This window comes from Pseudomonas sp. HS-18 (assembly GCF_020401845.1).
In the GTDB taxonomy this organism is placed as follows: domain Bacteria; phylum Pseudomonadota; class Gammaproteobacteria; order Pseudomonadales; family Pseudomonadaceae; genus Pseudomonas; species Pseudomonas nitroreducens.
Genome location: NZ_CP084413.1, coordinates 1,684,811 through 1,709,275, shown reverse-complemented (window position 1 = coordinate 1,709,275; position 24,465 = coordinate 1,684,811). Strand labels below are relative to the sequence as shown.

The window sequence follows — 24,465 nt, the reverse complement described above, 5'->3', positions numbered from 1 at the left end:
GGTGCACCACAGGAGACAGCAGGGCGGATTTTCCGCCCCCTCGGGATGACAGCTGACTACTGCCCGAAACGACCTTCGAGGCGATAGCGCGACCCCGGATAGACCAGTCGCGCAGCACCCACCTGCCCCTTCGCCGACCAGGTGCGGCGGCGAATCAGCAGGCAGGCGTCGCCACGCTTGATGCGCAGCAGCTTGCAGTCGGCCGCTTCGGCGTTGATCGCCTCGACCACATGTTCACCCTCGGTCAGCGGCGCCAGCTGGATCAGGTAGGCATAGGGGGTGATACGGGTGAAGTCCTGCTGCAGGTACTCCGGCGCTACCTCGGCATTGACGAAGCGCTCTTCCAGTTGCACCGGCACTTCGTTCTCGTAGTGCACGACAACGGAGTGAAAGATGCGCTGGACGTTTTCCAGCTCGAACGGCAGCGCCAGGGTCGCGCCCTCGGGCAGCGGTTCCAGAAGCACCACTTCACAGCGGTGCTGATGCCCGCGCGCGGCGATCTCCTCGGCGATGTTATGGATCTCGAAGAGCGCCGCGTGGCCCTTCTGTTCGGCAACGAAGGTCCCCACGCCCTGCAGGCGCACCAGCACGCCCTCGATGGTCAGCTCGCGCAATGCGCGATTGATGGTCATCCGGCTCACACCGAGCAGGGCGAACAGTTCGCTTTCCGACGGCAGCTTGGAGTTGGGTTTCCAGACGCCGTTGCGGATCTGCTGCAGGATGATTTCCTTCACCCGCGCATACAGGGGCGCCGGAGTTTCCAGCGCGAACGCGGCCAGGGAGGAATGATCTTGGGACACGGCAGCTCCTGAATCGGCGGAAGGCGGGCTAGCCGCCAGTTTACCCGCGGCTACGCCTGCCGCCTACGCGCCGTCACCGAAGCCGAACCACGGGCAATAGGTGTGCAGCTTTGACAGGGCGCATAACGCGCCAGCGTTATCCCCCACGATGGGGGCTGCGGATAACCTGTTCCAGGTTATTCGCCCTACAGTCGACGAAAATCCGTACTCATGATCAGCGCGGCGCAATATGCGCCACCATCAGCTGCACCGTCTCGTTGCCACGGAACTCGTTGACGTCGAGCTTGTAGGCCACTTCCGCCCAGCGCACGGTGGGATTGGGCCAGATTTCGCGGTCGATGTTGAAGGCGATGGCGTCCAGCTGCAGCGAACCGCACTCGGTCTTGAGCACCAGCTTCAGGTGTCGCTCGCCGACCACGCGCTGCTGGACGATCTGGAAGATGCCGTGGAACAGCGGCTCGGGGAAATGCTGGCCCCAGGGTCCGGCCTGGCGCAGCGCGCGGGCCAGCTCCAGGTGGAACTCCTCGGCGCCCAGCTGGCCGTCGGAGAGCAGGCGCCCGGTGAGGTCTTCTTCATCCAGCTGACGGCGCACTTCGGCGTCGAAGGCAGCGGCGAAGGCGCCGAAGTTTTCCTGCGGCAGCGACAGGCCGGCGGCCATGGCGTGGCCACCGAACTTGCTGATCAAGCCCGAATGGCGCGCAGCCACGGCGTCCAGCGCATCGCGGATATGGAAGCCCGGCACCGAACGCGCCGAGCCCTTGAGCGTGCCATCGCCAGCATCGGCGAAGGCGATGGTCGGACGGTGGTAACGCTCCTTCAGGCGCGAGGCGAGGATGCCGATCACTCCCTGGTGCCATTCCGGGTCGAACAGGCACAGGCCGAAGGGCATCTCTTCCACCGGCAGTTCCTTGAGCTGGGCCAGCGCCTCGCGCTGCATGCCCTGCTCGATGGCCTTGCGGTCCTGGTTGAGCTGGTCGAGCTGCACCGCCATGTCGCGGGCGACGCCTTCGTCTTCGCAGAGCAGCAACTCGATGCCCAGGGACATGTCGTCCAGGCGCCCGGCGGCGTTCAGCCGCGGGCCGAGGATGAAGCCCAGGTCGGTGGAGGTGATCCGCCGGCAATCGCGCCCGGCCACTTCCAGCAGCGCACGCAGCCCCGGACGTGCACGGCCAGCACGGATACGCGCGAGGCCCTGATGAACCAGGATGCGATTGTTGGCGTCCAGCGGTACCACGTCGGCGACGCTGCCCAGGGACACCAGGTCGAGCAATTCAGCCAGGTTCGGCTCGGCGATGCCGCGCGCAGCGAACCAGCCGCGTTCACGCAGGCGGGCACGCAGGGCGAGCATCACGTAGAAGATCACACCGACACCGGCCATGGCCTTGCTGGGGAAGTCGCAGCCGGGCTGGTTCGGGTTGACGATAGCGTCGGCGGCGGGCAACTCCGGCCCCGGCAGGTGGTGGTCGGTGACCAGCACGCGCAGGCCGGCAGCCTTGGCGGCGGCCACGCCCTCGATGCTGGAAATGCCGTTGTCCACGGTCACCAGCAGTTCCGGGCGCTTCTCCAGCGCCACGGCGACGATTTCCGGGGTCAGGCCATAGCCATATTCGAAGCGGTTGGGCACCAGGTAATCGACCCAGGCCGCACCAAGCATGCGCAACGCCAGCACACCGACGCTGCTGGCGGTGGCGCCATCGGCGTCGAAATCGCCGACGTAGAGAATCCGCTGGCCCTTTTCCAGCGCGTCGACCAGCAGTTCCACCGCCGCGTCCACACCCTTGAGCTGCTGGTACGGGATCAGCCGCGCCAGGCCCTTGTCCAGCTCCTCTGCACTCTGCACACCACGAGCGGCGTAGAGGCGGGTCAGCAGTGGCGGCAGGTCGCCCAGGTTGGGCAGGGTTGGCGGGAGGGGACGGGATTCGATGCGCATGAAGTCCAACTATTCCTTTGTGCTTGGTCTTGCGCCTTGTGAGCTAGAGCACGGCAAGGCGCGAACAGGCGTGGGCCACGGAGTTTGCTGCAGCAAATGAGCAGGCCCGCGCCTGTTCACAACGCAGCCGGGCCAACGCGCAGCTAGCGCAAATCAGCGCTCGCCCATCAGCCATTCGACTTGCAGCTCGTGCTGGCCGCGCTCGTCGGTGACGAAGATGGTCCCTTCGCTGATCATCACGGTCCAGTTGATCGAGCGCGGCAGGTCGCGGGAGATTTCTTCCAGCGCTTCCTGGGGCATGGCGACGACATTGAGGTTCTTCAGGTGGCGGACGCTGTCGAGCACCTTGGTGGTCCACACGCGCAGGTTGCCGTAGGCGACCAGGGTCAGCTTCTCGCAGCGGCGCGAGCACCAGGTCAGGCGATCGGCATCCGGCTGGCCGACTTCGATCCAGTGCAGCACGCGGTCGTCCAGGCTCTTTTCCCACAGCGAGGGCTCTTCCACGTCCGACAGGCCACGGCCGAAGGCCAGCTGCTCGTTGTACCAGATGACGTAGGCCAGCAGGCGCACCGCCAGGCGCTCCTCGGTTTCCGAGGGGTGGCGGGCGACGGTGAAGCGCAGGGTCTCGTAGACCCCACGGTCGAGGTCGGTCAGGCTGATATCGGCTTTGTAGGGCGTGGCGGACAGGGCCATGGGCGTTCCCGGCGAATTTTCGAAGGCGGCAAGTCTACCGCGAAAGCGCCGGCACCGTGGGTCAAGTGCGCGGACGTCGGTCGGCTCCAGGCTCCGGCGCGGCCAGTTCGATGCGGTTGCGGCCCTTGGCCTTGGCGGCGTAGAGCGCCTGGTCAGCCAGGGACAGCAGGCGCAGCAGGTCGTGGCCGGCCTCGCGGCTGGTAGCAATACCGATGCTTACGCTGAGCTGGCCCTCGGCCATGAACGGCAACTCGGCGAACTCCCGGCGCACCCGCTCCGCCACCTGGCACGCGCCCTCGGTATCGGCGCCCACCAGCAGGCAGGCGAACTCTTCCCCGCCGATGCGGGCGAACTGGTCGTGCTTGCGCATCCGCGAGGCGGTGATGCGACTGAATTCCACCAGCACGCGGTCGCCGGCGGGATGGCCGAAGGAGTCGTTGAGGCGCTTGAAGTTGTCCAGGTCGCAGAGCAGCAACGAAGCCTGTTCGCCCCGCTCGGCGCACAGGCGCAGCAGGCGTTCGCCGGTCTCCATGAAGGCGCGGCGATTGCCCACGCCGGTCAGCGGGTCGCTCAGGGCAGCACTGCGGAACTGCAGCTCGGCACGTTCCTTGACCATCGCCAGGGTGGCGAAGGCGATACCGATGGCGAACAGCATGGTCTCGAAGACCAGGAAGGTGAAGAAAGCAGAACCCTGGCCGTTGTTGGCCACGCTCTCGAACGGCATGCCGCGGTCGACCACCAGGCGTACCGAATAGACCAGGGTATGCAAGAGCAACAACGCCAGTGTCGGCTTGAGTTCGACTTCGAGCTTGCGCCGGTCGCGCCACAGCTCGCTGATCGCCGCGAGGCAGTACAGGATGGTGATCCCCGTACTGACCGCGATGCGCGCAGCCAGGGACTCGTAGAAGGGCGGGAGCAGGCACAGCAGCGCCCAGAATGTCGCGCCTGCGCCGATCAACGGCCAGTGCGGTTTGCGTCCGGTGAAGACGCGCATGGAAGTCCAGGTCATTGCCGAACAGAGGTGCAGGACCACATTACCGAGCAGGATCGGCAACCAGTCGATGCCCATGCCTCGCAACGTGGCCAGGAAGGTGCCAATGGCACCCAGCAGCAACGCGACGCTCATGTAGCCCAGCGAGTGATCGCGACGACCGCTGTGCCAGGCGAATGCCATCAGCACACCGACAAGAGTCAGTACGTAGAGGTCGACGACAACCAGCGTCGGCAGGTTCAACGTCATGCAGCCCCCTCGCCACCCGTCAGCTCGCATTCCCCGGAGAATGCCGTCAGACCATCGGGCTGTTGGAAGGAAGACGAACGCATCACGGCATACCTGCGCGAAACCGAGCGAGCTGAAGTAAGAAGCATCTGAATGTGGCTACTCTACGCGCGCTCAAGGCCGCCGCAAAGCGACGTTTCCAGACGCCTGCCCGGCGGCCTGTTCGAAGCGCCGTGCACGCGTTAGAGTCCGGCGATTCCTCTCTGATCGGACAGACCGATGAACAGCACCGCCAAACCCCTCGCCGGCCTCAAGGTCATCGAACTGGGCACCCTGATCGCCGGCCCCTTCGCCTCGCGCCTTTGCGCGGAGTTCGGCGCCGAGGTCATCAAGGTCGAATCACCGGACGGCGGCGACCCGCTGCGCAAATGGCGAAAGCTCTACGAAGGCACGTCGCTGTGGTGGTTCGTGCAGGCGCGCAACAAGCGTTCGCTGACGCTGAACCTCAAGCATGAAGCCGGCCGCGAGGTGCTGAAGAAGCTGCTGGCCGAGGCCGACATCCTGATCGAGAACTTCCGTCCCGGCGTGCTGGAGAAGCTCGGCCTGGGCTGGGAAGCGATCCACGCGCTGAACCCCAAGCTGGTGATGGTGCGCCTGTCCGGCTTCGGCCAGAGCGGCCCCTACAAGGACCAGCCGGGCTTCGGCGCGGTGGGCGAGTCCATGGGCGGGCTGCGCTATATCACCGGCTTCGAGGACCGCCCGCCGGTGCGCACCGGCATTTCCATCGGCGACTCCATCGCCGCGCTGTGGGGCGTGATCGGCGCGCTCATGGCACTGCGCCACCGCGAAGTGAACGGCGGCGCCGGCCAGGTGGTGGACGTGGCTCTCTACGAAGCGGTATTCGCCATGATGGAATCCATGGTTCCGGAGTTCGACGTGTTCGGTTTCATCCGCGAGCGCACCGGCAACATCATGCCTGGCATCACGCCCTCCTCCGTGCACACCACGGCCGACGGCAAGCACGTGCAGATCGCCGCGAATGGCGACGCCATCTTCCGCCGCTTCATGACGGCCATCGGCCGCCCCGACCTCGCCGAAGACCCCACGCTTGCCAGCAACGACGGCCGCGATGCCCGTCGCGATGAGCTCTACGGCATCATCGATCGCTGGGCGCGCTCCGCATCGCTGGAGACCGTGCTCAAGGTGCTGAACGAAGCGGAGGTGCCGGCCAGCCGCATCTTCTCCGCCGAGGACATGTTCAGCGACCCGCAATTCCTGGCGCGGGAGATGTTCCTCTCCGCCAAGCTGCCGGACGGCAAACCCTTCCGCATGCCCGGCATCGTGCCCAAGCTCTCCGATACCCCCGGCAGCGCCGAGTGGATCGGCCCGAAACTGGGCGAGCATACCGACGAAGTGCTTTCCGGACTGGGCTACGACGCAGCCGCCATCGCGGCGATGCGCAAGGATGGCGCGGTCTGACCACTTTGCTTGGGTAGGGCGCATAACGCGCCAGCGTCATCCGCCGTATTGAAGCCGGCGGATAACCTGTTCCAGGTTATTCGCCCTACGGCTCTTGGTGTAGCAGCGAACTCCTGCAATAAAGCCAGTCAGCCCGCTTCCTGCTCCGGCGCCTCGCTCTGGGCGATGAACTCCAGCATCTTCTCGCTGCCGTCCAGCAGGTCGGCGTGGATAGCCTCGCGGGCGGCGGCGCCGTTGCGTTCGCGCAGGGCGCGCAGGACGTCCCAGTGGTGCTCGATGGCCATGCGCTCGTTGAAGTCGGCGTAGGCCTGGGCGATCAGCGGGCCGGTGCGCATCCACAGGCTGTCGAGGAAGGCGCGCAGCAGCGGCATGCCGGCGATGTCGGCGAGGGCGAAGTGGAAGGCCTGGTTGAGCTTGAGCGCCAGCACCAGGTCATCCGCGTGGATCGCGTCGAGATTCTCGCGGATGTTGGCTTCCAGCTCGTCCAGCTGCTCATCGCTGGCGCGCGCGGCGGCGGTCTCGGCGGCGAGACCTTCGAGCGCCACGCGGATGCTGCGGATCTCCAGGTACTGCTCGAGGGTGAGCAGCGGCACGCGGATGTCCCGCGGCGTCTTCAGCACCAGCGCCTGTTCCTTGGCCAGCTGCAGGATGGCGTCACGCACCGGGGTAACGCTGGTGCCCAGCTGCTGGGCCAGGTCACGGATACGCAGGCGATCGTCCGGCTTGAAGCGGCCGGTGATCAGTGCCTCGCGCAGCAGCGCGTAGACGCCGCTGCCCAGGTAGGAATGATTGAGCCCTTCGATCGGGTAGTTCATCGCCGTCTCATCACGTGGTGCGGAATTCGGGCGCGAATGATGGTCGCTGATCGCGCCGAATGCCAGCCGGTTTCACACATGCTGCCCGCCGTTGACGTGGATTTCTGCACCATTCACGTAGGACGCGCCGCTGGTGCAGAGGAAATGGATGAGCGAAGCAACTTCCTCCGGCTTACCCAGGCGATGCATCGGAATATCGCGCTCGACGATCAGCTCGGTGCCCGAAGACAGGATGGCCGTGTCGATTTCCCCCGGCGCGATGGCGTTCACTCGCACGCCGTGCGGGCCGAAGTCATGGGCCATCTCGCGGGTCAATGCGGCCAGGGCAGCCTTCGAGCACGCATAAGCAGCGCCGGCGAACGGGTGCACACGTGAACCGGCGATGGAGGTGACATTGATCACCGAGCCCTTGGCTGCCTTCAGTTCGTCGAACAGGCCGCGCGCCAGCAGCGCGGTGGAGAACAGGTTGACGTTGAACACCTTCAGCCAGGTGGCGTAGTCGCTGCCCAGAACGCCCAGGCGTTCGCCCTCCGGGCCCTTGGGCGAGATGCCGGCGTTGTTCACCAGGGCGTGCAGCGAGCCGCCGAGCTTCTCGCGGATCATCGGCAGGCTGGCCTGCACGCTGTCGATGTCTTCCAGGTCCAGGTGGATATGGTTGATCAGGCCTTCGGCCCAGGGGCACTCGGCGCTCCAGTCCTGGCGCGAGGCGGTGAACACGCGCCAGCCGGCAGCGTTGAAGTGCTTCACCGTGGCATGGCCGATGCCGCGGCTGGCGCCAGTGAGAAGCAGGGTTCTGGTCTGGTTCATGGTGCAGGCATCCCCTTCGGATGAGTGCGCTCGAGTGGTCAGCGTCCTTGGAGCGCTGGCCCCAATAAAAACATGATGCATCATGTTTTGGAAGATGTTTTAATCGGTCCAGCTTGGTCCTGCAACGAGCTATCCGAACAACAACAAGAAACGGAGCAACTTCCCATGATCGACCGCACCTGTTCCGCCCGTTCCTCTCCCTGATGTCCGAGGGCAACGCCAGCCGGCCTTACAGCTTGGTCCGGCGCGCCGCCCCACTCTTGAAGCTGCCCTCTTATTCATGGGCCGGATTGGCCCGCTCAGGAGTCATCGCATGTTCAAGAAAGCCATAGCACTGATGATGTTGGCCGGCGGCGCCGCCCAGCTCCACGCCGAGACACTGACCGTGGTGTCGTTCGGTGGCGACAACAAGGTGGCCCAGGAAAAGGCCTTCTACAAACCCTTCGAGCAGCAGGCCAAGGTCACTGTGCAGGGCGCCGAGTACAACGGCGAGATGGCCAAGATCAAGGTCATGGCCGACACCGGCAAGACCAGTTGGGACGTGGTCGAGGTGGAATCCCCGGAACTGATGCGCGGTTGCAGCGAAGGCCTGTTCGAGCAGCTCGACTGGAGCAAGCTCGGCAAGCAGGCCGACTTCCTCGACGCCGCCGTGAGCGACTGCGGCGTGGGCATCTTCATCTGGTCCACGGTGCTCACCTACGATGCCAAGAAACTCGCCAGCGCACCCACCGGCTGGGCCGATTTCTGGGACGTGAAGAAATACCCGGGCAAGCGCGGCCTGCGCCGTGGCGCCAAGTTCACCCTGGAATTCGCCCTGGAAGCCGACGGCGTGAAACAGGCCGACCTGTACAAGGTACTGGCCACCAAGGAAGGCGTGGACCGTGCGTTCAAGAAGCTCGACGAGATCAAGCCGTACATCCAATGGTGGGAAGCCGGTGCGCAGCCGCTGCAATGGCTGGCCGCCGGCGACGTGGTGATGACGTCTGCCTACAACGGCCGCGTCGCCACCGCGCAGAAGGAAGGCCGCGACTTCGCCATCCAGTGGAACGGCAGCATCTACGACCTGGACCACTGGGCCATCGTCAAGGGCAGCCCGAAGAAGGAGCTGGCCGAGCAGTTCATCGCCCTGGCCAACAAGCCTGAGCACCAGAAGGTCTTCGCCGAGAACATTCCCTACGGCCCGACCAACAAGAACACCATCCCGCTGATCGACGCCGCCATCGCGCCGAAACTCCCCACCGCGCCGCAGAACCTGGAGAACGCGCGCGCCATGGACACCGAGTTCTGGATCGACCACGGCGAGGAACTGGAAACCCGCTTCAACGCCTGGGCTAGCAAGTAAGTGGATGGCGTCCGCCCGGCCCCGCGCCGGGCGGACGCTCCACCTCGCCCGGCCGCTGCAATACCGAACGACCGCTGAACCCTGCTGGAGATGTACCCGTGCCCCTCAATACCGCTCCCGTCCACGATCACCTGCTGGAAGCGGCCCCCGCCCAGGTGAGCGACGCCCAGGCCGCTGCCATCGCCGACGAATACTTCGGCCAGCGCGGCACGCTGCACCGCCTCGCCGGCGAACGCGACCTGAACTTCCACATCGCCCATGGCCATGGCGACGACCGCCTGCTGAAGCTCTCGCACCCGCTGGAGGACCCGCAGGTCGTGGACTTCCAGACTCGCGCCCTGCTGCGCGTGGAGGCCCTCGACCCGACCCTGGCAGTGCAGCGCGTCTATCCCTCGCTCAACGGCGACCACCAGATTTCCATCCGCGTCGACGGCCAGCCGATGATTGCCCGGCTGTTCTCCTTCGTCGACGGAGTTCCGCTGCACCGCGTCCCGCAACGCAGCCGCGCCCTGCGCGAGAACCTGGGCGACGACCTGGCGCGCCTGGGCCTGGCGCTGAAGGGTTTCGAACACCCGGCCACCGCCGACCACGAACTGCTCTGGGACCTCAAGCACGCCTCGCGCCTGCGCAACCTGCTGGTCTACATACAGGATCGAGAACAGCGCGCCCTGGTCGAGCGCTTTCTCGACAATTTCGAGCGCCACGCCCTGCCCCGCCAGACCACGCTGCGCGCCCAGGTCATCCACAACGACCTGAACCCGCACAACGTCATCGTCGATGCCGAGCATCCGGACCGGGTGCGCAACATCCTCGATTTCGGCGACATGGTCCACGCGCCGCTGATCAACGACCTCGGCGTCGCCGCCGCCTACCAGGTGGGCGAGCCGGACGCGCCGCTGGCCACCGCCTGCGAGATGATCGCCGCCTACCATCGCCGCTGCCCGCTGCTGGCCGAGGAGCAGGAAATCCTCGCCGACCTGATTGCCACGCGCCTGATCATGACCCTGAGCATCACCGCCTGGCGCGCCAGCCTGCACCCCGAGAACCGCGACTACATCCTGCGCAACACCCGCCACGCCTGGCAGGCCGTGCAAGGCCTGGCCCGCCTGAGCCGGGAACAGGCGCAGGAGCAGATCTTCGCCGCCTGCGCCACACAAGAGGAGCCCCGCCCATGACCATGCCCAACGGATTCAGTGCCGCCGATGCCGAGCGCCTGAGCGATGCGGAACGCCGCCTGATCGAGCGCCGCGCGCGCCTGCTCGGGCCGGCCTACCGCCTGTTCTACGAGCGCCCGCTGCACACCGTGCGCGGCGAGGGCGTGTGGCTCTACGACAACCAGGGCAACCGCTACCTCGACGCCTACAACAACGTCGCCTCCATCGGCCACTGCCATCCGCGCGTGGTGCGAGCCATCGCCGGCCAGGCGGCGGTGCTCAACACCCATACCCGCTACCTGCAGGAAGGCATCCTCGACTACGCCGAGGACCTGCTCGCCACTTTCCCCGAAGGCCTGGACCAGGTGATGTTCACCTGCACCGGCAGCGAGGCGAACGACCTCGCCCTGCGTATCGCTCGCCAGTACACCGGCGGCACCGGGGTGATCATCACCCGCTTCGCCTACCACGGCGTCACCGGGACCATTTCCGAGCTCTCGCCGTCCCTCGGCGCCGGCATCACCCTGCCCGCCCACGCCCGCACCGTGCGCGCGCCCGATGCTTACCGACTGGGCGCAGAGAACGTCGGCAAACTCTTCGCCGACGATGTGCGCGCCGCCATCGCCGACCTGCGCGCCCATGGCATCAAGCCCGCCGCGCTGCTGCTCGACGGCATCTTCGCCAGCGACGGCGTGCTGGCCGATCCGGCCGGATTCCTTGCCGAAGCCGTGAAAGTCGCCCAAGACGAAGGCCTGCTTTATATCGCCGACGAAGTGCAGAGCGGCTTCGCCCGCACCGGCGACGCCATGTGGGGCTTCCAGCGCCACGGCGTGCAGCCGGACCTGGTCACCCTTGGTAAACCCATGGGCAACGGCCAGCCCATCGCCGGCGTCGTGGTGCGCCCGGAAATCCTCGAACGCTTCGGCCGCGAGGTGCGCTACTTCAACACCTTCGGCGGCAACCCGGTGTCCTGCGCGGCGGCCCAGGCGGTACTCGACGTGATCCGCGACGAACAGCTTCAGGAGCGTTCGCAGCGCATCGGCGCCTTCATGCTCCAGGGCATACGCCAACTGGCCGAGCGCCACGAGCTGATCGGCGATGTGCGCGGCGCGGGGCTATTCCTCGGCGTCGAACTGGTCACTGACCGCACGGCGAAAACACCCGCCGCCAACCAGACGCGCCAAGTGGTCAATGGCATGCGCGAACGTGGCGTGCTGATCAGCGCGGCCGGTCCGCTGGAGAACATCCTGAAAATTCGTCCGCTGCTGGCCTTCGAGCAGGAGCATGCGGAACTGTTCCTCGACTGCCTGGACAAGGCGCTGACGGATGTCGCCATCTGACATCTGCGTCTCTCAGAAACGACAAGGGCCGCGATGAACACTCATCGCGACCCTTTTCATTCTGACGGGATCGATCCTCAGAAGCGCACGCCAACGTTGACCATCGCGGCCGAGCCTCCCAACACCACGAGCTCAGCGCCAACGGGCCCCAGGTGCGCGCCAACGGAAGGAATGATCGCCGGAGCCACGCCATAGCGGTTGAGCGGAATCTTGTCGCGGTACTCGCCACGATACCCCTGCAACGCGCCGCCGGTGACCTTGGCGTAGAACGGCGTACCTTCCCAGTCGAAGCGTTTGCCGGCGTAGACATAGTTGGAGCGCTGGCTGAAGGAGTTCTTGAAGGTCGCGCCGCCGAATACCACGCCATCGCCGCGATTACGCTCCAGGCCGATCAGCTCCTGGTGGTTGTTGTGATCCGGATCCGTGGTCCAGTGGGTCGTGTAGACGCTGGTCTGCAGGTACCAGAAGCCCTTGTCTTCATCCGCAATGGCGAAACCACAGCCAAGCAGGACGAGAGCGGCGATCAACAGGCGGCGCATGGGGGGTTCTCCGTTCAGATGGTGACGCGGCTGGCGCCATTGACCGTCATGATGCGAACACGGTCACCAACGCGGAACTGCTGGGAATCGACCGCCTGGACATAAGCGCGGGTGCCGCCGTCATCCTCGCGGACCACGATCTCGACGCCCTGAGTGCGGGTGATGCCCTCTTCCACCGCCGAGCCCGCCGCGCCACCCGCCACGCCACCGAGAATGCTGGTGATGGCCTTGCCGCGGCCGCCGCCAATGGAGCTGCCGGCGATGCCACCGACGGCTGCACCGGCCAGGGTACCGATGGGGGTCTTGGTACCTTCGATCTGTACCGGTCGCAGGGATTCGATGGTGCCCATGCGTACGTTCTGCACCGCACGGGCATCGGCACGGGAATAGGAAGAACCCGAGAGGTCGGAAGCGCAGCCGCTCAGCAGAGCGGCGCTGGTGAACAGGGCGGTCAACAGCAGAGTGGAACGGTTCATGGTGGTCACCTCGGAAGGGTCGGAAAGATTAGGGCAAAGCCTACGTGGCCTTGCCTGAACTCCCCCTGAACCCTTTCTGAACCATCACTGAACAAAGCTGAACGAAGTTGAATGAAATGTCTGTCACCCCTCCAGAGCGACCAACTGCCGGCGGCTGTGTTCGAACCAGCCCAGCAGATAGTCCGCCAGCAGCTGTGTGCGGCGCGGCAGGCGGCTTTGGTAAGCGTGAATGAGGAACACCGGCTGGGTGCGGGTCTGGTAATCGCGCAATAACCAGACCAGGCTGCCCTCCGCCAATTCCTGCTGAACCATGTAGGACGGCAGCCGGCTGATCCCCGCGCCGGCCAGAGCCGCCTTCTTCAGCAAGGTGTAGTGATTGCTTGCAAGCAAGCCTCTGACCGTGACGCGGAACAGTTCGTGGTGGCGTTGGTAAAGCCAGACGTCGCTGTCCTGATAATGAGTGTTCTGCAGGCAGGAATGCTGCGCCAGGTCCGCCGGCGCCTCGGGCACGCCGTGCTCCGCAAGATAGCCCGGCGTGGCGCAGGTCAACTCCTGCAAAGCGAAGAGCGGCCGCGCCACCAGGCGCTCATCCACCGCCAGACTGCCGGAGCGGATGGCCAGGTCGAAGCCGTCCGCCACCAGGTCGCGACGCTCGTTGGAGAGGTCCAGCTCCAGGCAAATGTCCGGGTACTGGCGGGAAAACTCCATCAGCCACGCATCGAAGAAAGTCTCTCCCAACGACACTGGCACGCTCAGCCGCACCTTGCCCTGTGCCTCTTCCTGCAACGCCAGTACCGCCTGCCGCGCCCGCGCGGCCTGGGCATTGAGCGCTTGAGCCTCGGGCAGCAGCGCAGCACCGGCGGCAGTCAGGGACAGGCGTCTGGTCGTGCGGTGCACCAGGGTCGCGCCCAGCGTCAGCTCCAGCGTCGCGATCCGCTTGGATAACTGCCCCTTGCTGCAGCCGAGTTTTTCCGCGGCACGGGTGAAGCTGCCGCATTCCAGCAGTACGGCGAAGGCGGAAAGGTCTTGCAGGTCGTTGGCGATTGTTTCCATATGAAAACCAAAGGTTGTCAATTAGCTTAATTATCAAAACAGAAGACCACTCTAGACTGAATTCACTTTCAGCCAAACCACCTCAGTGGAGAGTCTTCATGAAAATCATCCTGATCGGCGCCAGCGGCACCCTTGGCCAGGCCATCGCCAACGAACTGGCCCCGCGCCACGAGATCATCCGCGTCGGTCGCAGCAGCGGCGACTATCGTGTGGACATCACCGACAGCGCCTCGATCCGCAAGCTGTTCGAGCAGGTTGGCGGCTTCGATGCGCTGATCAGCGCCGCCGGCAAAGTGCACTTCGGCGCGCTGTCGGAAATGGGCGAGGCGGAAATGGCGGTCGGCCTCAAGGACAAGCTGATGGGGCAGGTGAACCTGGTGCTGATCGGCAGCCAGTACGCCAACGACGGCGCTTCCTTCACCCTCACCACCGGCATCCTCAGCGAACAGCCCATCGTGCTGGGCAGCTCGGCCAGCCTGGTCAACGGCGCGGTGGAAGGTTTCGTGCGCAGCGCCGCCCTGGAGCTGCCGCGCGGCCAGCGGATCAACGCGGTCAGCCCGAATGTGCTGGTGGAATCGATGGAGGGCTACGCGCCGTTCTTCCGCGGCTTCAAGCCGGTGCCTGCCGCGGATGCCGCGCTGGGCTTCGCCCGCAGCGTGGAAGGCAAGCAGACCGGGCAGGTATACAAGATCTGGTGAGGCTGGCGGGCTGATGCTTCTGCGTCGGTCGTTGGCCTTGGTTCGCGAGCAGGCCCGCTCCTACAGGAAAACCTTCGCCGGGAACTGTAGGAGCGAGCTCGCGAACTGCCTCTATTCTCTCTTCCCGGCATAGCAGACCGGGGAACTCCCCTCGCCCTGCTTCGCCAACTCGTCCTCAAGGAACTCCGCCAGCACCCGGGCGTTGTTGTGCTCCTCGTCCCTGGCTGCATAGAGCAGCGTCAGCGTGCCCTTGCGTGCGAGGTCCAGCAGCCCCATCCAGTGCTCCGGGTGAGCGTTCAGTTCGCCGTGGTAGGCCTTGCGGAATTCCTCGAACAGGCTCGGGTCGTGGTGGAAGCGCTGGCGCAGTTCGTTGGACGGCGAGGCCTCCTTGGCCCAGCACTCCATGTACAGGTCTTCCTTGCGAATTCCCCGTGGCCAGAGCCGGTCCACCAGCACCCTCAGGCCGTCCCCCTCGGTCACCGGTTCGTAAGCACGCTTGCAGCGGATCATCCGAAATTCTCCTCGCCGTTGGGCATTGCCCTTGAGGTGACCGGCTTCGCTGGGTAACGTGGGCGCACTTTCGAGGGAGCCCGTTCCATGCGATCCAGCCGTTTCATTCTGTTCAGCCTGCTACCCCTGTTCGCCGCCTGCCAGGTGTGGACGCCGAACAAGACCGATCTTAACGCCTCCACCCGCCTGCAGGGCGAACTGAGCCGTGTGGACGGCCAGCTGGTGTTCCGCAGCTGCACCGAGCAACGCCGCTTCAGCATCGAGGACACCGGCAACACCGGCCTGCCCCGCGACGCACTGGAAATGTTCAACGATGGCGCCACCTCGCTGTACGCCGACCTGCGCGGCAGCTTCAGCGGCAGCAGCGCCCAGGGCACCGACGGCAAGCTGGAAGTGGCCAAGGTCTATCGCCTGCAGAATGAGGGCTCGGGCTGCGACGACCCGAACTTCAAGCGCGCGGTGGTCCGCGCCCACGGCAACGAGCCGGGCTGGAGCGTGCTGGTCAATAGCCAGGGCATGCTGATCGAGCAGCCGGGCAAGGAATCGCTGGCGCTGCCGTACATCGCCGAGGGCGTGCCTGACGGCAGCACCAGCTATTCCAGCGAGGCCAATGGCGAGAAGGTCGAGTTGTGGGTGGCTCCAGCCCGCTGCCAGGACAGCATGAGCGGCGCCCTGAGCAACCTCTCCGCCGAACTGCGCCTCGACAACAAGGTCATGCGCGGCTGCGCCTATCCGGGCGGCTCCAGCGGCGATTGATCGCCGCCGGCGGGGCTCAGACCAGCAGCCCCGCCGCGACCAACCTTGCCTTGAGTGCGGCGAATTCCTCGGCGTACTCCCAATAGGCCAGCCGACCATCGCTGGCAGTGACCAGCACGTACTTCTCGCTGATCGACTGGATGCGCTTGACGCGCACCAGCTTCTCGACGAAGTCCGGGTCCGAAACCTGCTCGATCACCTCGCGGTTCTGCTCGTCATAGCCGTGCATGATGAACGCGGCACGTACCTTCAGGCTGATGAAGCTCATGCTGTTTGTCCTCGTCAAAGCGCAGCGTCGGCGGCATGCAGGGCGTGAAGCGCGGTGGTGTCGAACAGTGGCACCGAGGCGTCCGCCGGGCCGACCAGCAGGGAAATCTCCGTGCAGCCCAGGATCACCGCCTCGGCGCCCTGCGCCACCAGCGCGGCGATGATCCGCCGATACTCTTCCCTCGATTCGTCGCGAATCCGCCCCAGGCAGAGTTCCTCGTAGATGATCCGGTGCACCACCTGGCGATCGGCCTCGCTCGGCGTCAGCACCTTCAGCCCGAACCTGTCCACCAGGCGATCCTTGTAGAACGCCTGTTCCATGGTGAAGCGCGTGCCCAGCAGGCCGACCGTGGTCACGCCCGCCGCGCGTATCGCCTCGGCGGTCGGGTCGGCGATGTGCAGCAGCGGGATATCCACCGCCGCCTCGATGGCCGGCGCCACCTTGTGCATGGTGTTGGTACAGAGCACGAGGAAATCCGCCCCAGCCGCCTTCAGCGAGCGCGCGGCGTCAGCCAGCAGGCGGCCGGCAGCGTCCCAGTCGCCGACATGCTGCAGACGCTCGATCTCGTGGAAGTCCACGCTGTACAGCACGACCTTCGCCGAGTGCAGGCCGCCCAGGCGCTCCTTGATGCGTTCGTTGATCTGCCGGTAGTAGGGAATGGTCGATTCCCAGCTCATGCCGCCGATCAGGCCAATGGTCTTCATGCTTCGCTCCAGATGAATCAATCCAGTCCGATACAGGGCAGATCGCCGGGCAGCGCCGCGCCGTGCTCGGCGCACTGGCGCACGGCCTCTATCAGCGGATCGAGGTCGAAGCCCTGGGAAATCAGCCATAGCGGGTTGTAATAGGTCGTCGCGTAGCGCTCGCCGCTGTCACAGAGGATCGCCACCACCGAACCACTCTCGCGCCGAGCCACCATCTGATGCGCGACCAGCAGCGCGCCGATCAGGTTGGTGCCGCTGGAGGCGCCGACGTGCCGGCCCAGCCGCTGCGCCAGGTAGTGCATGGCGGCCAGCGACAGGTCATCCGGCACCTTGCAGCAGGCATCCAGCACGTTGGGCAGGAACGACGCTTCCACGCGCGGGCGGCCGATGCCTTCGATGCGCGAGCCGTAGCTCAGGGTGAGGCCGCGGTCGCCGGTGCGGTAGGAATCGAAGAACACCGAGCGTTCGGCGTCGGCGCAGAGCACACGGGTGTCATGCCGGCGGTAGCGGGCGAAGCGCCCCAGGGTCGCCAGGGTGCCGCCGGTGCCGGGGCTGGAGACCAGCCAGGCCGGCTCGGGGAAGCGCTCGTGGCGCATCTGCTGGAAGATCGACTCGGCGATGTTGTTGTTCGCCCGCCAGTCGGTGGCGCGCTCGGCGTAGGTGAACTGGTCCATGAAGTGGCCGCCGGTTTCCTTCGCCAGTCGCTCGGATTCGGCGTAGATCTGCGTCGGGTCGTCCACCAAGTGCGCCTGGCCGCCATAGAAGGCGATCTGCGCGATCTTCTCCTTCGAGGTGCTGGCGGGAACCACGGCAATGAACGGCACGCCGAGCAGCCGGGCGAAATACGCTTCGGAGATCGCCGTCGAACCACTGGATGCCTCGATCACCGGAGCGCCCGGCCGCAGCCAGCCATTGCACAACGCGTAGAGGAACAGCGAGCGGGCCAGGCGGTGCTTGAGGCTGCCGGTGGGGTGGCTGGACTCGTCCTTGAAATACAGGTCCACGCCCGGCAGGCCGGGCATGTCCAGGGGAATCAGGTGGGTATCGGCGCTGCGTTGGAAATCCGCTTCGATGATGCGGATCGCCTCGCGGGTCCAGTTGCGTTCCTGAGCGACCATCGTGTCGTTCTCCTGGCAGGGCAAGCGATTCAGTGAGTTCAGTCCAGCACACCGGCGGGCGACGTGGGCGGCGCGCTGCGCCACTGGCTGAGGGCGACACCGGCAAACACCAGGCCGGCGGCCAGCGCCTGCTGGCCGCTGAGCACCTCGCCCAGCAGCAGCGCGGCGAAGATCAGGGTGAACACCGGGATCAGGTTGATGAAGCCGGTCGCCTGGCTTGCCGGCAGGCGGCTGACACCGAAGTTGTACAGGCCATAGGCGCCGACGGTTACCACGCTGCCCAGGTAGACCAGCGCGAACCAGCCAGTCGGGCCGGGTGCCGCCGGCAGCCCGGAGGTTGCCAGCGCCAGCGGCAGGAAGAACACCGAGCCGATGAACGCCTGCATCGCGGTCAGGATGAAGGGCGAATAACGCGCCGACAGGTGCTTGAGCAGCAGGGTGTAGCCGGTGGCGCAAAGCATTGCCAGCAACTCGTAGAGGTTGCCCAGCAGCGGGTTGGGCGCATGGCTGTCCGGCTCGCTGGCCAGCGTCAGCCAGAGCGAGCCGAGCACCGCCAGGGCAAAACCCAGCCAGGTGTTGCGGGCGATCTTTTCCTGCAGCAGGAAGAAGGCGCCGACCGCCACCAGCAGGGGCAGCAGCGCGGTGATCATCCCGGCCTGTGCGGCACTGGTCTGTTGCAGCGCCAGGGACTCGAAGATGAAGTACAGGCAGGGCTCGCAAGCGGCCAGGGCGAGCAGCCACCTCCAGTCACCGGGTCGGTAGTCGATTCGCCCGCGCCAGCGCCAGGCGGCGAGGAAGATCAGGCTGCCCAGCGCCATCCGGGCGAAGATCACCCACATGGCGGGCATTTCCAGGAAGGCGAATTTCAGCGCGATGAAGGAACTGCCCCAGAGCGCCATGGCCAGCACCAGGCACGCGAGGGCGAACGGCCGGGATTGCTGCACGGGACGCTCCAGTCAAAAGGTCCCCGGAGTATAGGAGGCGCGCGCTTGCAGCCGACAGGTACAGAACGGAGGGGAAACTGTATGGGCCGACGTGCTCGCTTCTACAAGAGCCGGAAATTCACTCCCAAGGCTTGCCCTTGGTCCCCCGCTCCACCGGCACGCGCCGCTGCATCGCTGCCTTAGCCAACAGGTGCGCGCTCACCGGTGCGGTGATGAATAGGAACCCAGTGATCAGAATCTCGTGCAGGCTCACGCCCTCGCCGCGCGTACTGAAGTACAGCAGCGAGGCCAGCACCACGCCGCCCACACCCAGGGTCGAGGCCTTGGTCGGCGCGTGCAGGCGCGTGTAGAAGTCCGGCAGGCGGTACAGGCCGATGGCGCCGAGCAGGGCGAACAGGCTGCCGGCCAGCAGCAGGAAGCAGACCAGCGCCTCGATGATCACGTTCATTCGATGATGTCTCCGCGCAGGAGGAACTTGCACAGCGCCACGGTGCTGACGAAGCCCATCACCGCGATCAGCAGCGCCGCCTCGAAGTACAGGCCGCTGCCCTTCCAGATGCCGAACAGCACGATCAGCGCGATGGCCTCGATCGACAGCGTATCCAGCGCGAGGATGCGGTCCGCCACCGAAGGCCCGCGGATCAGGCGCGCCACGGTGAGCAGCACGGCGATGCCCAGCACAGCCAGGCAGATCGGGATCACGATGCCGAGCACGGGAACACCTCCTTCAGCGGCGCCTCGTAGCGCGCCTTGATGTCCGCCACCAGCGTCTGCGGATCGGGCACGTCGATGCCGTGGACCAGCAGCGTGCGGCGATCGGCGGACAGGTCGGCGGAACAGGTGCCGGGGGTCAGTGTGATGACGCTGGCGAGGATGCTGATGGCCAGATCGTCGGTCAGCTCCAGCGGGATTTCCACGAAACCCGGCCGTAGATTCGCCTTCGGCCCCAGCACCAGTTTCGCCACCTGCAGGTTCGCCACCACTATGTCGTAGAGCACCAGGCCGATGAAGCGCAGCAGTAGCCCCGGCCGCTGGATGCGCGGTGCGGACAGCAGCAGGTTGCGGCACAGCAGTGGGATCGTCAGGCCGAGGAAGGCGCCGAGCAGCCAGTGGCCAAGGGAGAAATCATTGACCAGCAGTAGCCAGCTCAGCAGCAGTACGCCACTGAGCAGCGGGTGCGGAAGCAGCCGACGGCTCATGCGCCACCTCCCAGCAGGATCGCCTGGCGATAGAGCCCGGCGTCCAGTAACTGCGCCGCCGTGGCCTGTGCATAAGTGAGCAGGGGCCGTGCGGCCACCACCATCAGCGGCGCGCTGGCCAGCAGGCCGAAGGTCGCCAACAGCTTCACCGGCTCGCGCTCGGCGCTGCCCAGCACGGTATTCCCGGTGCGCCAGAACAGCGTGCTGCCGGCGCGGCTCAAGGCAACGATGGTCACCAGCCCACTGAGCAGGACCACGCTCCACAGCGCGACGGCCTCGCTGCCGCCGGTTACCGAGCGCAGCAGCATCAACTTGCCGAGGAAGCCCGACAGCGGCGGCAAGCCGGCGACGGCAATGGCGCCGAAGAAGAACGCACCGCCCAGCAGATGCGGCTGCAGCAACGCCGGGCCTTGTACCAGCCGGCCCCCCTTCTCGCCACGCTGGCGCGCGATCAGGTCGGCCAGCAGGAACAGGCCACCGGCCACCCAGATGCTATGCAGCAAGTAATAAAGCGCGGCGGACAATGCTTCCGGCGTGCCCAGGGCGATGGCCGCCAGCAGCGTACCGGCCGATACCACGACCAGATACGACAGCATGGCTTGCAGCGTGGTCGCCGCGAGTGCCCCCAGCGCACCGGCGACGATGCCGGCCAGGGCCAGCGGCCACAGCCACGCCTGCGCGAGATTCGCCAACTCGCCGGCCTGCTCGCCGAAGATCAGCGTGTACACCCGCAGGATCGAGTAGATGCCCACCTTGGTCATGATCGAGAACAGCGCCGCCACCGGCGCGGTGGCTTCGGCGTAGGCCCTGGGCAGCCAGAAATACAGCGGCAGCAGCGCGGCCTTGAGCCCGAACACCACCAGCAGCAACAGCGCCGCCGCGCGCACCAGCGGCGCCTGCTCGGCGCTCAGCTGCGCCACGCGCTCGGCCATGTGCGCCATGTTCAGGGTGCCGGTGATGCCGTAGAGCGTGCCCACGGCGATGAGGAAGAACGCCGAGCCGACGAGGTTGAGCACCACATAGTGCACCCCCGCACGCACGCGCCCTGCCCCGCCACCATGCAGTAACAGCGCGTAGGAAGCGATCAGCAGGATCTCGAAGAACACGAAGAGGTTGAACAGGTCACCGGTGAGGAACGCACCGTTCAACCCCAGCAACTGGAACTGGAACAGCGGGTGGAAGCGCTTGCCGCGCTTGTCATCCCCGCGCAGCGCGTAGATCAGCGACAGGCTGGCGAGCAGCGCGGTGGCGGCAATCATCAGCGCACTGAGGCGGTCCAGCACCAGAATGATGCCGAACGGCGGCTGCCAGTTGCCCAGCGCGTAGAACTGCACCACGCCGCTGTCGGCCTGCTGCAGCAGCACGGCGGCAAGCGGCAGCAGCGTCAGCGTGGCGAGCAGCGACAGGCCGCGTTGCAGGCGCTCGCCGACCAGCAGCAGCGCACAGCCGGCGAACAGCGGCAGCAGGACGGGCAGGATCAGCCAGTGGTTCATCGGCCTTCCTCCCCGTCGCCGCCATCCACATGGTCGCCGCCGGTATCCGCCAGCCCGCGCAGGGCCAGCACAATGACGAAAGCCGTCATGGCGAAGCCAATGACGATGGCGGTCAGCACCAGCGCCTGGGGAATCGGATCGCCGGCGTTGGCGACCTTGCCGATCACCGCCGGGTCACCGGCAAGGCGGCCCATGGCGAAGAGGAACAGGTTCACTGCATAGGACAGCAGGGTCAGCCCCAACACGACAGGGAAGGTGCGCGCGCGCAGCAGCAGATAGACGCCGCTGGCGGTCAGCAACCCGAGGGCGATGGCGAACAGCGCTTCCATCAGTGCGCCTCCTTGGTCAGCGGCTCCGGCGGCGCGGTGACCGAACCCAGCCCGGAAAGAATCAGCAGCGTCGCGCCGACCACGGTGAAGTAAACCCCCAGGTCGAAGAGCATGGCGGTGGCCAGCTCGATCTCACCCACCAGCGGAATGTGGAAGTGGCCGAACGCCGAGGTGAGGAACGGGAAGCCGAAGAACCATGCGCCCAGCCCAGTCAGCCCGGCGATCAGCACGCCGAGGCCGGCGAGGCGTCCGTAGTCCAGCGGCAGGCGCGTGCTCACCCAGCGGCTACCACAGGCGATGTACTGGAGAATGAGCGCGACCGAAGTGATCAACCCGGCAATGAAGCCGCCGCCCGGCAGGTTGTGCCCGCGCAGGAAGATGAACACCGAAACCAGCAGCGCCAGCGGCAGAAGCAGGCGCGAGAGCGTGGCGAGGATCGGTGGGAAGCGGTCCTTGGCCCAGGCGTGGCCCTCGTCATCCTGCTCGCGGCGCAGCAGGCGCAGGCCGTCGAGCAGCGCGAAGATGCCAACCGCGGCGATCGCCAGCACGGTGATCTCTCCGAGGGTATCGAAGCCCCGGAAGTCCACGAGGATCACGTTCACCACGTTGTGTCCGCCGCCGCCGGAAACGCTGTTCTCCAGGTAGTAGCCGGCGATGCTGTCGTAGGGACGCGTGAGCACGGCATAGGCCAGCAGTGTGACCATCAGGCCAGCGCCGACGGCGATGATGAAATCGCGCAGGCGGCGCAGGCTGCTGGAACTCTTCGGCGTGCGTGCCGGCAGGTAGTACAGCGCCAACATCAGCAGGACCATGGTCACCACTTCCACCGACAGTTGGGTCAGCGCCAGGTCCGGCGCGGCGAAGCGGGCGAAGGCCAGCGCCACCAGCAGGCCGGCGATACTGAGAATGACCAGCGCGGTCAGGCGCTGGCGGTGGAACCAGACGGTGAGCGGCCCGGCGATGGCCAGCAGGACCAGGCCCAGGGCGGTGATGCCATCCAGCGGCGTCTGCGCACGGTTGCCTTCGATACCCGGCAGCGGCGCGAGGCCGGCAAAAACCACGACCACGGCGGCCAGCACCAGCAGCATCGAATAGCGCTGCAGCGAGCCGTTCTCCAGGTAGCCGGTGACCCGCGCGGCAAAGCGCACCACCCGCTGCACCTGTTGCTCGAACACCTGCTTGGCGTCCATCGCCGGCAGCCCGGCGTACCAGTCGAACAGCGGCTTGCGCAGCACATAGAGCAGCACGCCGCCGGCCGTGGCGACGAAGCTCATGGCCAGCGGCACATTGAAGCCGTGCCAGATCGCCAGGCTGTATTCGGGTAGCGCGCCGTTCAGGCTCGACGCGGCGGCGCCGGCCAGCAGCGGGCCGACGATGATGCCCGGCATGATCCCCACCAGCAGGCAGATCAGCACGAGGATTTCCACCGGCACCTTCATGTAGCGCGGCGGCTCGTGGGGGTGCGGGTTGGGCAGGTTGATCGGCTCGCCGTTGAAGAACACGTCGTGGATGAAACGCACCGAGTAGCTCACCGAGAACAGCGCGCCCAAGGTCGCCAGCGCCGGGATCAGCCAGTTGAAGCTGCCCATCATGTTCTGCGCCAGGGTCTCGCCGAAGAACATTTCCTTGCTGAGGAAGCCGTTGAGCAGCGGCACACCCGCCATCGAAGCCGACGCCACCATCGCCAGCACGGCGGTGTGCGGCATGTACTTCCACATGCCGTTGATGCGACGCATGTCGCGGCTGCCGGTCTCGTGGTCGATGATCCCGGCGGCCATGAAGAGCGAGGCCTTGAAGGTCGCGTGGTTGATGATGTGGAAGATCGCCGCGACGTTGGCCATGGGCGAATCCAGGCCGAACAACAGGGTGATCAGGCCCAGGTGACTGATGGTCGAGTAAGCCAGCAGGCCCTTGAGGTCGTTCTGGAACAGCGCGACGAACGCCCCCATCAGCAACGTCGCAAGGCCGGTGAGGCTGACCAGGTAGAACCACAGGTCATTGCCCGACAGCAGCGGGTACAGACGCGCCAACAGGAACACGCCGGCTTTCACCATGGTCGCCGAGTGCAGGTAGGCGGAGACCGGCGTCGGCGCGGCCATCGCGTGGGGCAGCCAGAAATGGAACGGGAACTGCGCCGACTTGGTGAACACCCCCAGCAGCACCAGGCACAGCGCCAGCGGGAACAGCGGGCTGGCCTGCAGCACCTCGCGCGCGCCGAGCACGCTGCTCAACTCGAAGCTGCCGACCACGTGGCCGATCAGCAGGATGCCGGCCAACAGCGCGAGGCCACCGCCACCGGTCACCGCCAGCGCCATCCGCGCGCCCTTGCGCGCATCCGAGCGATGCCCCCAGAAGCCGATCAGCAGGAACGACGACAGGCTGGTCAGTTCCCAGAACACCAGCATCAACAGCAGGTTTTCGCTGAGCACCACGCCAAGCATGGCGCCCATGAACAGCAGCAGGAAGGCGAAGAAACGCCCGGCAGGCTCCTTCTCCGACAGGTAATAGCGGGCGTAGAGGACCACCAGCAGGCCAATACCGAGGATCAACAGGGCGAACAGGAAGCCCAGGCCATCCAGACGCAGGCTGAGGTTCAAGCCCAGCTCCGGCAACCACTCCGAGCGATAGACCCGAGGATCAGCCCCCAGCACCCCGCGCTGGCTCAACAGCAGGGCCAACCCGGCGAGCGGCACCAGGCCGGTCGCGGCAGCACAGGCCGTTCGACCGAAACGCTCGGCCATCAGCGGCAGCAATACCCCGAAGAAAGGCAGCGCGATGATCAGCGCCAGAATCATGTCC

26 protein-coding genes are annotated in these 24,465 nt (G+C 66.0%); 6 read left to right on the top strand and 20 right to left on the bottom strand.

The window, feature by feature from the left end; genetic code table 11:
* Positions 1-56 precede the first annotated feature (56 nt).
* The 4 genes from hutC to LDJ84_RS07920 all read right to left on the bottom strand — a co-directional run bounded on the left by hutC (position 57) and on the right by LDJ84_RS07920 (position 4,663).
* Positions 57-800 (bottom strand): histidine utilization repressor, encoded by a 744-nt coding sequence (gene hutC, locus LDJ84_RS07935; RefSeq protein WP_065327956.1) that lies wholly within the window; start codon positions 798-800, stop codon positions 57-59.
* A gap of 214 nt (positions 801-1,014) precedes the next feature.
* Positions 1,015-2,730 carry a single-stranded-DNA-specific exonuclease RecJ gene (recJ, locus tag LDJ84_RS07930; RefSeq protein ID WP_226046166.1) on the bottom strand — a complete coding sequence of 572 codons (1,716 nt, stop codon included), beginning with the start codon at positions 2,728-2,730 and terminating at the stop codon, positions 1,015-1,017.
* A gap of 153 nt (positions 2,731-2,883) precedes the next feature.
* A complete protein-coding gene (locus tag LDJ84_RS07925; RefSeq protein ID WP_045209899.1) occupies positions 2,884-3,423 on the bottom strand; it encodes a YaeQ family protein in 540 nt (179 codons plus the stop codon).
* Between the two features lie 61 nt (positions 3,424-3,484).
* The gene (locus LDJ84_RS07920; RefSeq protein ID WP_065327959.1) at positions 3,485-4,663 is read right to left on the bottom strand and encodes a sensor domain-containing diguanylate cyclase; all 1,179 of its coding nucleotides are present in this window, start codon (positions 4,661-4,663) and stop codon (positions 3,485-3,487) included.
* A gap of 258 nt (positions 4,664-4,921) precedes the next feature.
* Between LDJ84_RS07920 and LDJ84_RS07915 the strand changes: the two genes are divergently transcribed.
* Positions 4,922-6,121 (top strand): CaiB/BaiF CoA transferase family protein, encoded by a 1,200-nt coding sequence (locus tag LDJ84_RS07915; protein WP_024765197.1) that lies wholly within the window; start codon positions 4,922-4,924, stop codon positions 6,119-6,121.
* Between the two features lie 128 nt (positions 6,122-6,249).
* On the opposite strand, the gene LDJ84_RS07910 is transcribed toward LDJ84_RS07915, so the two are convergent.
* Both LDJ84_RS07910 and LDJ84_RS07905 read right to left on the bottom strand, forming a co-directional pair.
* On the bottom strand, positions 6,250-6,936 hold the full coding sequence (locus tag LDJ84_RS07910; protein WP_024765198.1) for a GntR family transcriptional regulator: 687 nt from the start codon (positions 6,934-6,936) through the stop codon (positions 6,250-6,252).
* Positions 6,937-7,008: 72 nt separating this feature from the next.
* A complete protein-coding gene (locus tag LDJ84_RS07905) occupies positions 7,009-7,743 on the bottom strand; it encodes an SDR family NAD(P)-dependent oxidoreductase (RefSeq protein ID WP_024765199.1) in 735 nt (244 codons plus the stop codon).
* Between the two features lie 313 nt (positions 7,744-8,056).
* Here LDJ84_RS07905 and LDJ84_RS07900 point away from each other — a divergent pair, with 313 nt between their 5' ends.
* From LDJ84_RS07900 to LDJ84_RS07890, 3 genes are all read left to right on the top strand, one after another.
* Entirely contained in the window at positions 8,057-9,085 is a 1,029-nt protein-coding gene (locus LDJ84_RS07900) for an ABC transporter substrate-binding protein (protein ID WP_045209894.1), read from the top strand.
* A 98-nt stretch (positions 9,086-9,183) separates the two neighbouring features.
* On the top strand, positions 9,184-10,260 hold the full coding sequence (locus LDJ84_RS07895; RefSeq protein ID WP_084359738.1) for a phosphotransferase: 1,077 nt from the start codon (positions 9,184-9,186) through the stop codon (positions 10,258-10,260).
* Positions 10,257-11,579, top strand: coding sequence for an aspartate aminotransferase family protein (locus LDJ84_RS07890; protein WP_226046165.1), 1,323 nt, complete (start codon positions 10,257-10,259; stop codon positions 11,577-11,579). Before LDJ84_RS07895 ends, LDJ84_RS07890 begins: the two co-directional genes overlap by 4 nt.
* A 77-nt stretch (positions 11,580-11,656) precedes the next feature.
* Here LDJ84_RS07890 and LDJ84_RS07885 read toward each other — a convergent pair whose 3' ends face one another.
* The 3 genes from LDJ84_RS07885 to LDJ84_RS07875 form a co-directional block, all read right to left on the bottom strand.
* Positions 11,657-12,118, bottom strand: coding sequence for a hypothetical protein (locus LDJ84_RS07885; RefSeq protein ID WP_024765203.1), 462 nt, complete (start codon positions 12,116-12,118; stop codon positions 11,657-11,659).
* A gap of 14 nt (positions 12,119-12,132) precedes the next feature.
* Positions 12,133-12,594 carry a glycine zipper 2TM domain-containing protein gene (locus tag LDJ84_RS07880; RefSeq protein ID WP_024765204.1) on the bottom strand — a complete coding sequence of 154 codons (462 nt, stop codon included), beginning with the start codon at positions 12,592-12,594 and terminating at the stop codon, positions 12,133-12,135.
* 123 nt (positions 12,595-12,717) lie between these two features.
* On the bottom strand, positions 12,718-13,647 hold the full coding sequence (locus LDJ84_RS07875) for a LysR family transcriptional regulator (RefSeq protein WP_037011930.1): 930 nt from the start codon (positions 13,645-13,647) through the stop codon (positions 12,718-12,720).
* A 98-nt stretch (positions 13,648-13,745) separates the two neighbouring features.
* On the opposite strand from LDJ84_RS07875, the gene LDJ84_RS07870 reads away from it, so the two are divergent.
* Complete coding sequence (locus tag LDJ84_RS07870; RefSeq protein ID WP_169887261.1) at positions 13,746-14,345, top strand: short chain dehydrogenase; 600 nt, start codon at positions 13,746-13,748, stop codon at positions 14,343-14,345.
* Between the two features lie 111 nt (positions 14,346-14,456).
* Here LDJ84_RS07870 and LDJ84_RS07865 read toward each other — a convergent pair whose 3' ends face one another.
* Entirely contained in the window at positions 14,457-14,855 is a 399-nt protein-coding gene (locus LDJ84_RS07865) for a DUF488 domain-containing protein (protein ID WP_226046164.1), read from the bottom strand.
* Between the two features lie 87 nt (positions 14,856-14,942).
* Here LDJ84_RS07865 and LDJ84_RS07860 point away from each other — a divergent pair, with 87 nt between their 5' ends.
* Positions 14,943-15,611 (top strand): COG3650 family protein, encoded by a 669-nt coding sequence (locus tag LDJ84_RS07860; RefSeq protein WP_024765207.1) that lies wholly within the window; start codon positions 14,943-14,945, stop codon positions 15,609-15,611.
* 16 nt (positions 15,612-15,627) lie between these two features.
* On the opposite strand, the gene LDJ84_RS07855 is transcribed toward LDJ84_RS07860, so the two are convergent.
* From LDJ84_RS07855 to LDJ84_RS07810, 10 genes are all read right to left on the bottom strand, one after another.
* On the bottom strand, positions 15,628-15,879 hold the full coding sequence (locus tag LDJ84_RS07855) for a hypothetical protein (RefSeq protein WP_226046163.1): 252 nt from the start codon (positions 15,877-15,879) through the stop codon (positions 15,628-15,630).
* A gap of 14 nt (positions 15,880-15,893) precedes the next feature.
* Positions 15,894-16,583 (bottom strand): aspartate/glutamate racemase family protein, encoded by a 690-nt coding sequence (locus LDJ84_RS07850; RefSeq protein ID WP_226046162.1) that lies wholly within the window; start codon positions 16,581-16,583, stop codon positions 15,894-15,896.
* A gap of 17 nt (positions 16,584-16,600) precedes the next feature.
* On the bottom strand, positions 16,601-17,701 hold the full coding sequence (locus LDJ84_RS07845) for a PLP-dependent cysteine synthase family protein (protein ID WP_226046161.1): 1,101 nt from the start codon (positions 17,699-17,701) through the stop codon (positions 16,601-16,603).
* Positions 17,702-17,739: 38 nt separating this feature from the next.
* Positions 17,740-18,600 carry a DMT family transporter gene (locus tag LDJ84_RS07840; RefSeq protein ID WP_205345903.1) on the bottom strand — a complete coding sequence of 287 codons (861 nt, stop codon included), beginning with the start codon at positions 18,598-18,600 and terminating at the stop codon, positions 17,740-17,742.
* Positions 18,601-18,763: 163 nt separating this feature from the next.
* Positions 18,764-19,093 (bottom strand): Na+/H+ antiporter subunit G, encoded by a 330-nt coding sequence (locus LDJ84_RS07835; RefSeq protein WP_024765211.1) that lies wholly within the window; start codon positions 19,091-19,093, stop codon positions 18,764-18,766.
* A complete protein-coding gene (locus LDJ84_RS07830; RefSeq protein ID WP_037011922.1) occupies positions 19,090-19,359 on the bottom strand; it encodes a K+/H+ antiporter subunit F in 270 nt (89 codons plus the stop codon). The genes LDJ84_RS07835 and LDJ84_RS07830 overlap by 4 nt, the downstream gene beginning before the upstream one ends.
* Positions 19,344-19,844, bottom strand: a complete 501-nt coding sequence (locus LDJ84_RS07825) for a Na+/H+ antiporter subunit E (protein WP_037011924.1) — start codon at positions 19,842-19,844, stop codon at positions 19,344-19,346. Before LDJ84_RS07825 ends, LDJ84_RS07830 begins: the two co-directional genes overlap by 16 nt.
* Entirely contained in the window at positions 19,841-21,337 is a 1,497-nt protein-coding gene (locus LDJ84_RS07820) for a monovalent cation/H+ antiporter subunit D (RefSeq protein ID WP_226046160.1), read from the bottom strand. Before LDJ84_RS07820 ends, LDJ84_RS07825 begins: the two co-directional genes overlap by 4 nt.
* Complete coding sequence (locus LDJ84_RS07815; RefSeq protein ID WP_024765215.1) at positions 21,334-21,666, bottom strand: Na+/H+ antiporter subunit C; 333 nt, start codon at positions 21,664-21,666, stop codon at positions 21,334-21,336. Before LDJ84_RS07815 ends, LDJ84_RS07820 begins: the two co-directional genes overlap by 4 nt.
* Positions 21,666-24,461 carry a monovalent cation/H+ antiporter subunit A gene (locus LDJ84_RS07810; protein ID WP_226046159.1) on the bottom strand — a complete coding sequence of 932 codons (2,796 nt, stop codon included), beginning with the start codon at positions 24,459-24,461 and terminating at the stop codon, positions 21,666-21,668. The genes LDJ84_RS07815 and LDJ84_RS07810 overlap by 1 nt, the downstream gene beginning before the upstream one ends.
* Positions 24,462-24,465 lie beyond the last annotated feature (4 nt).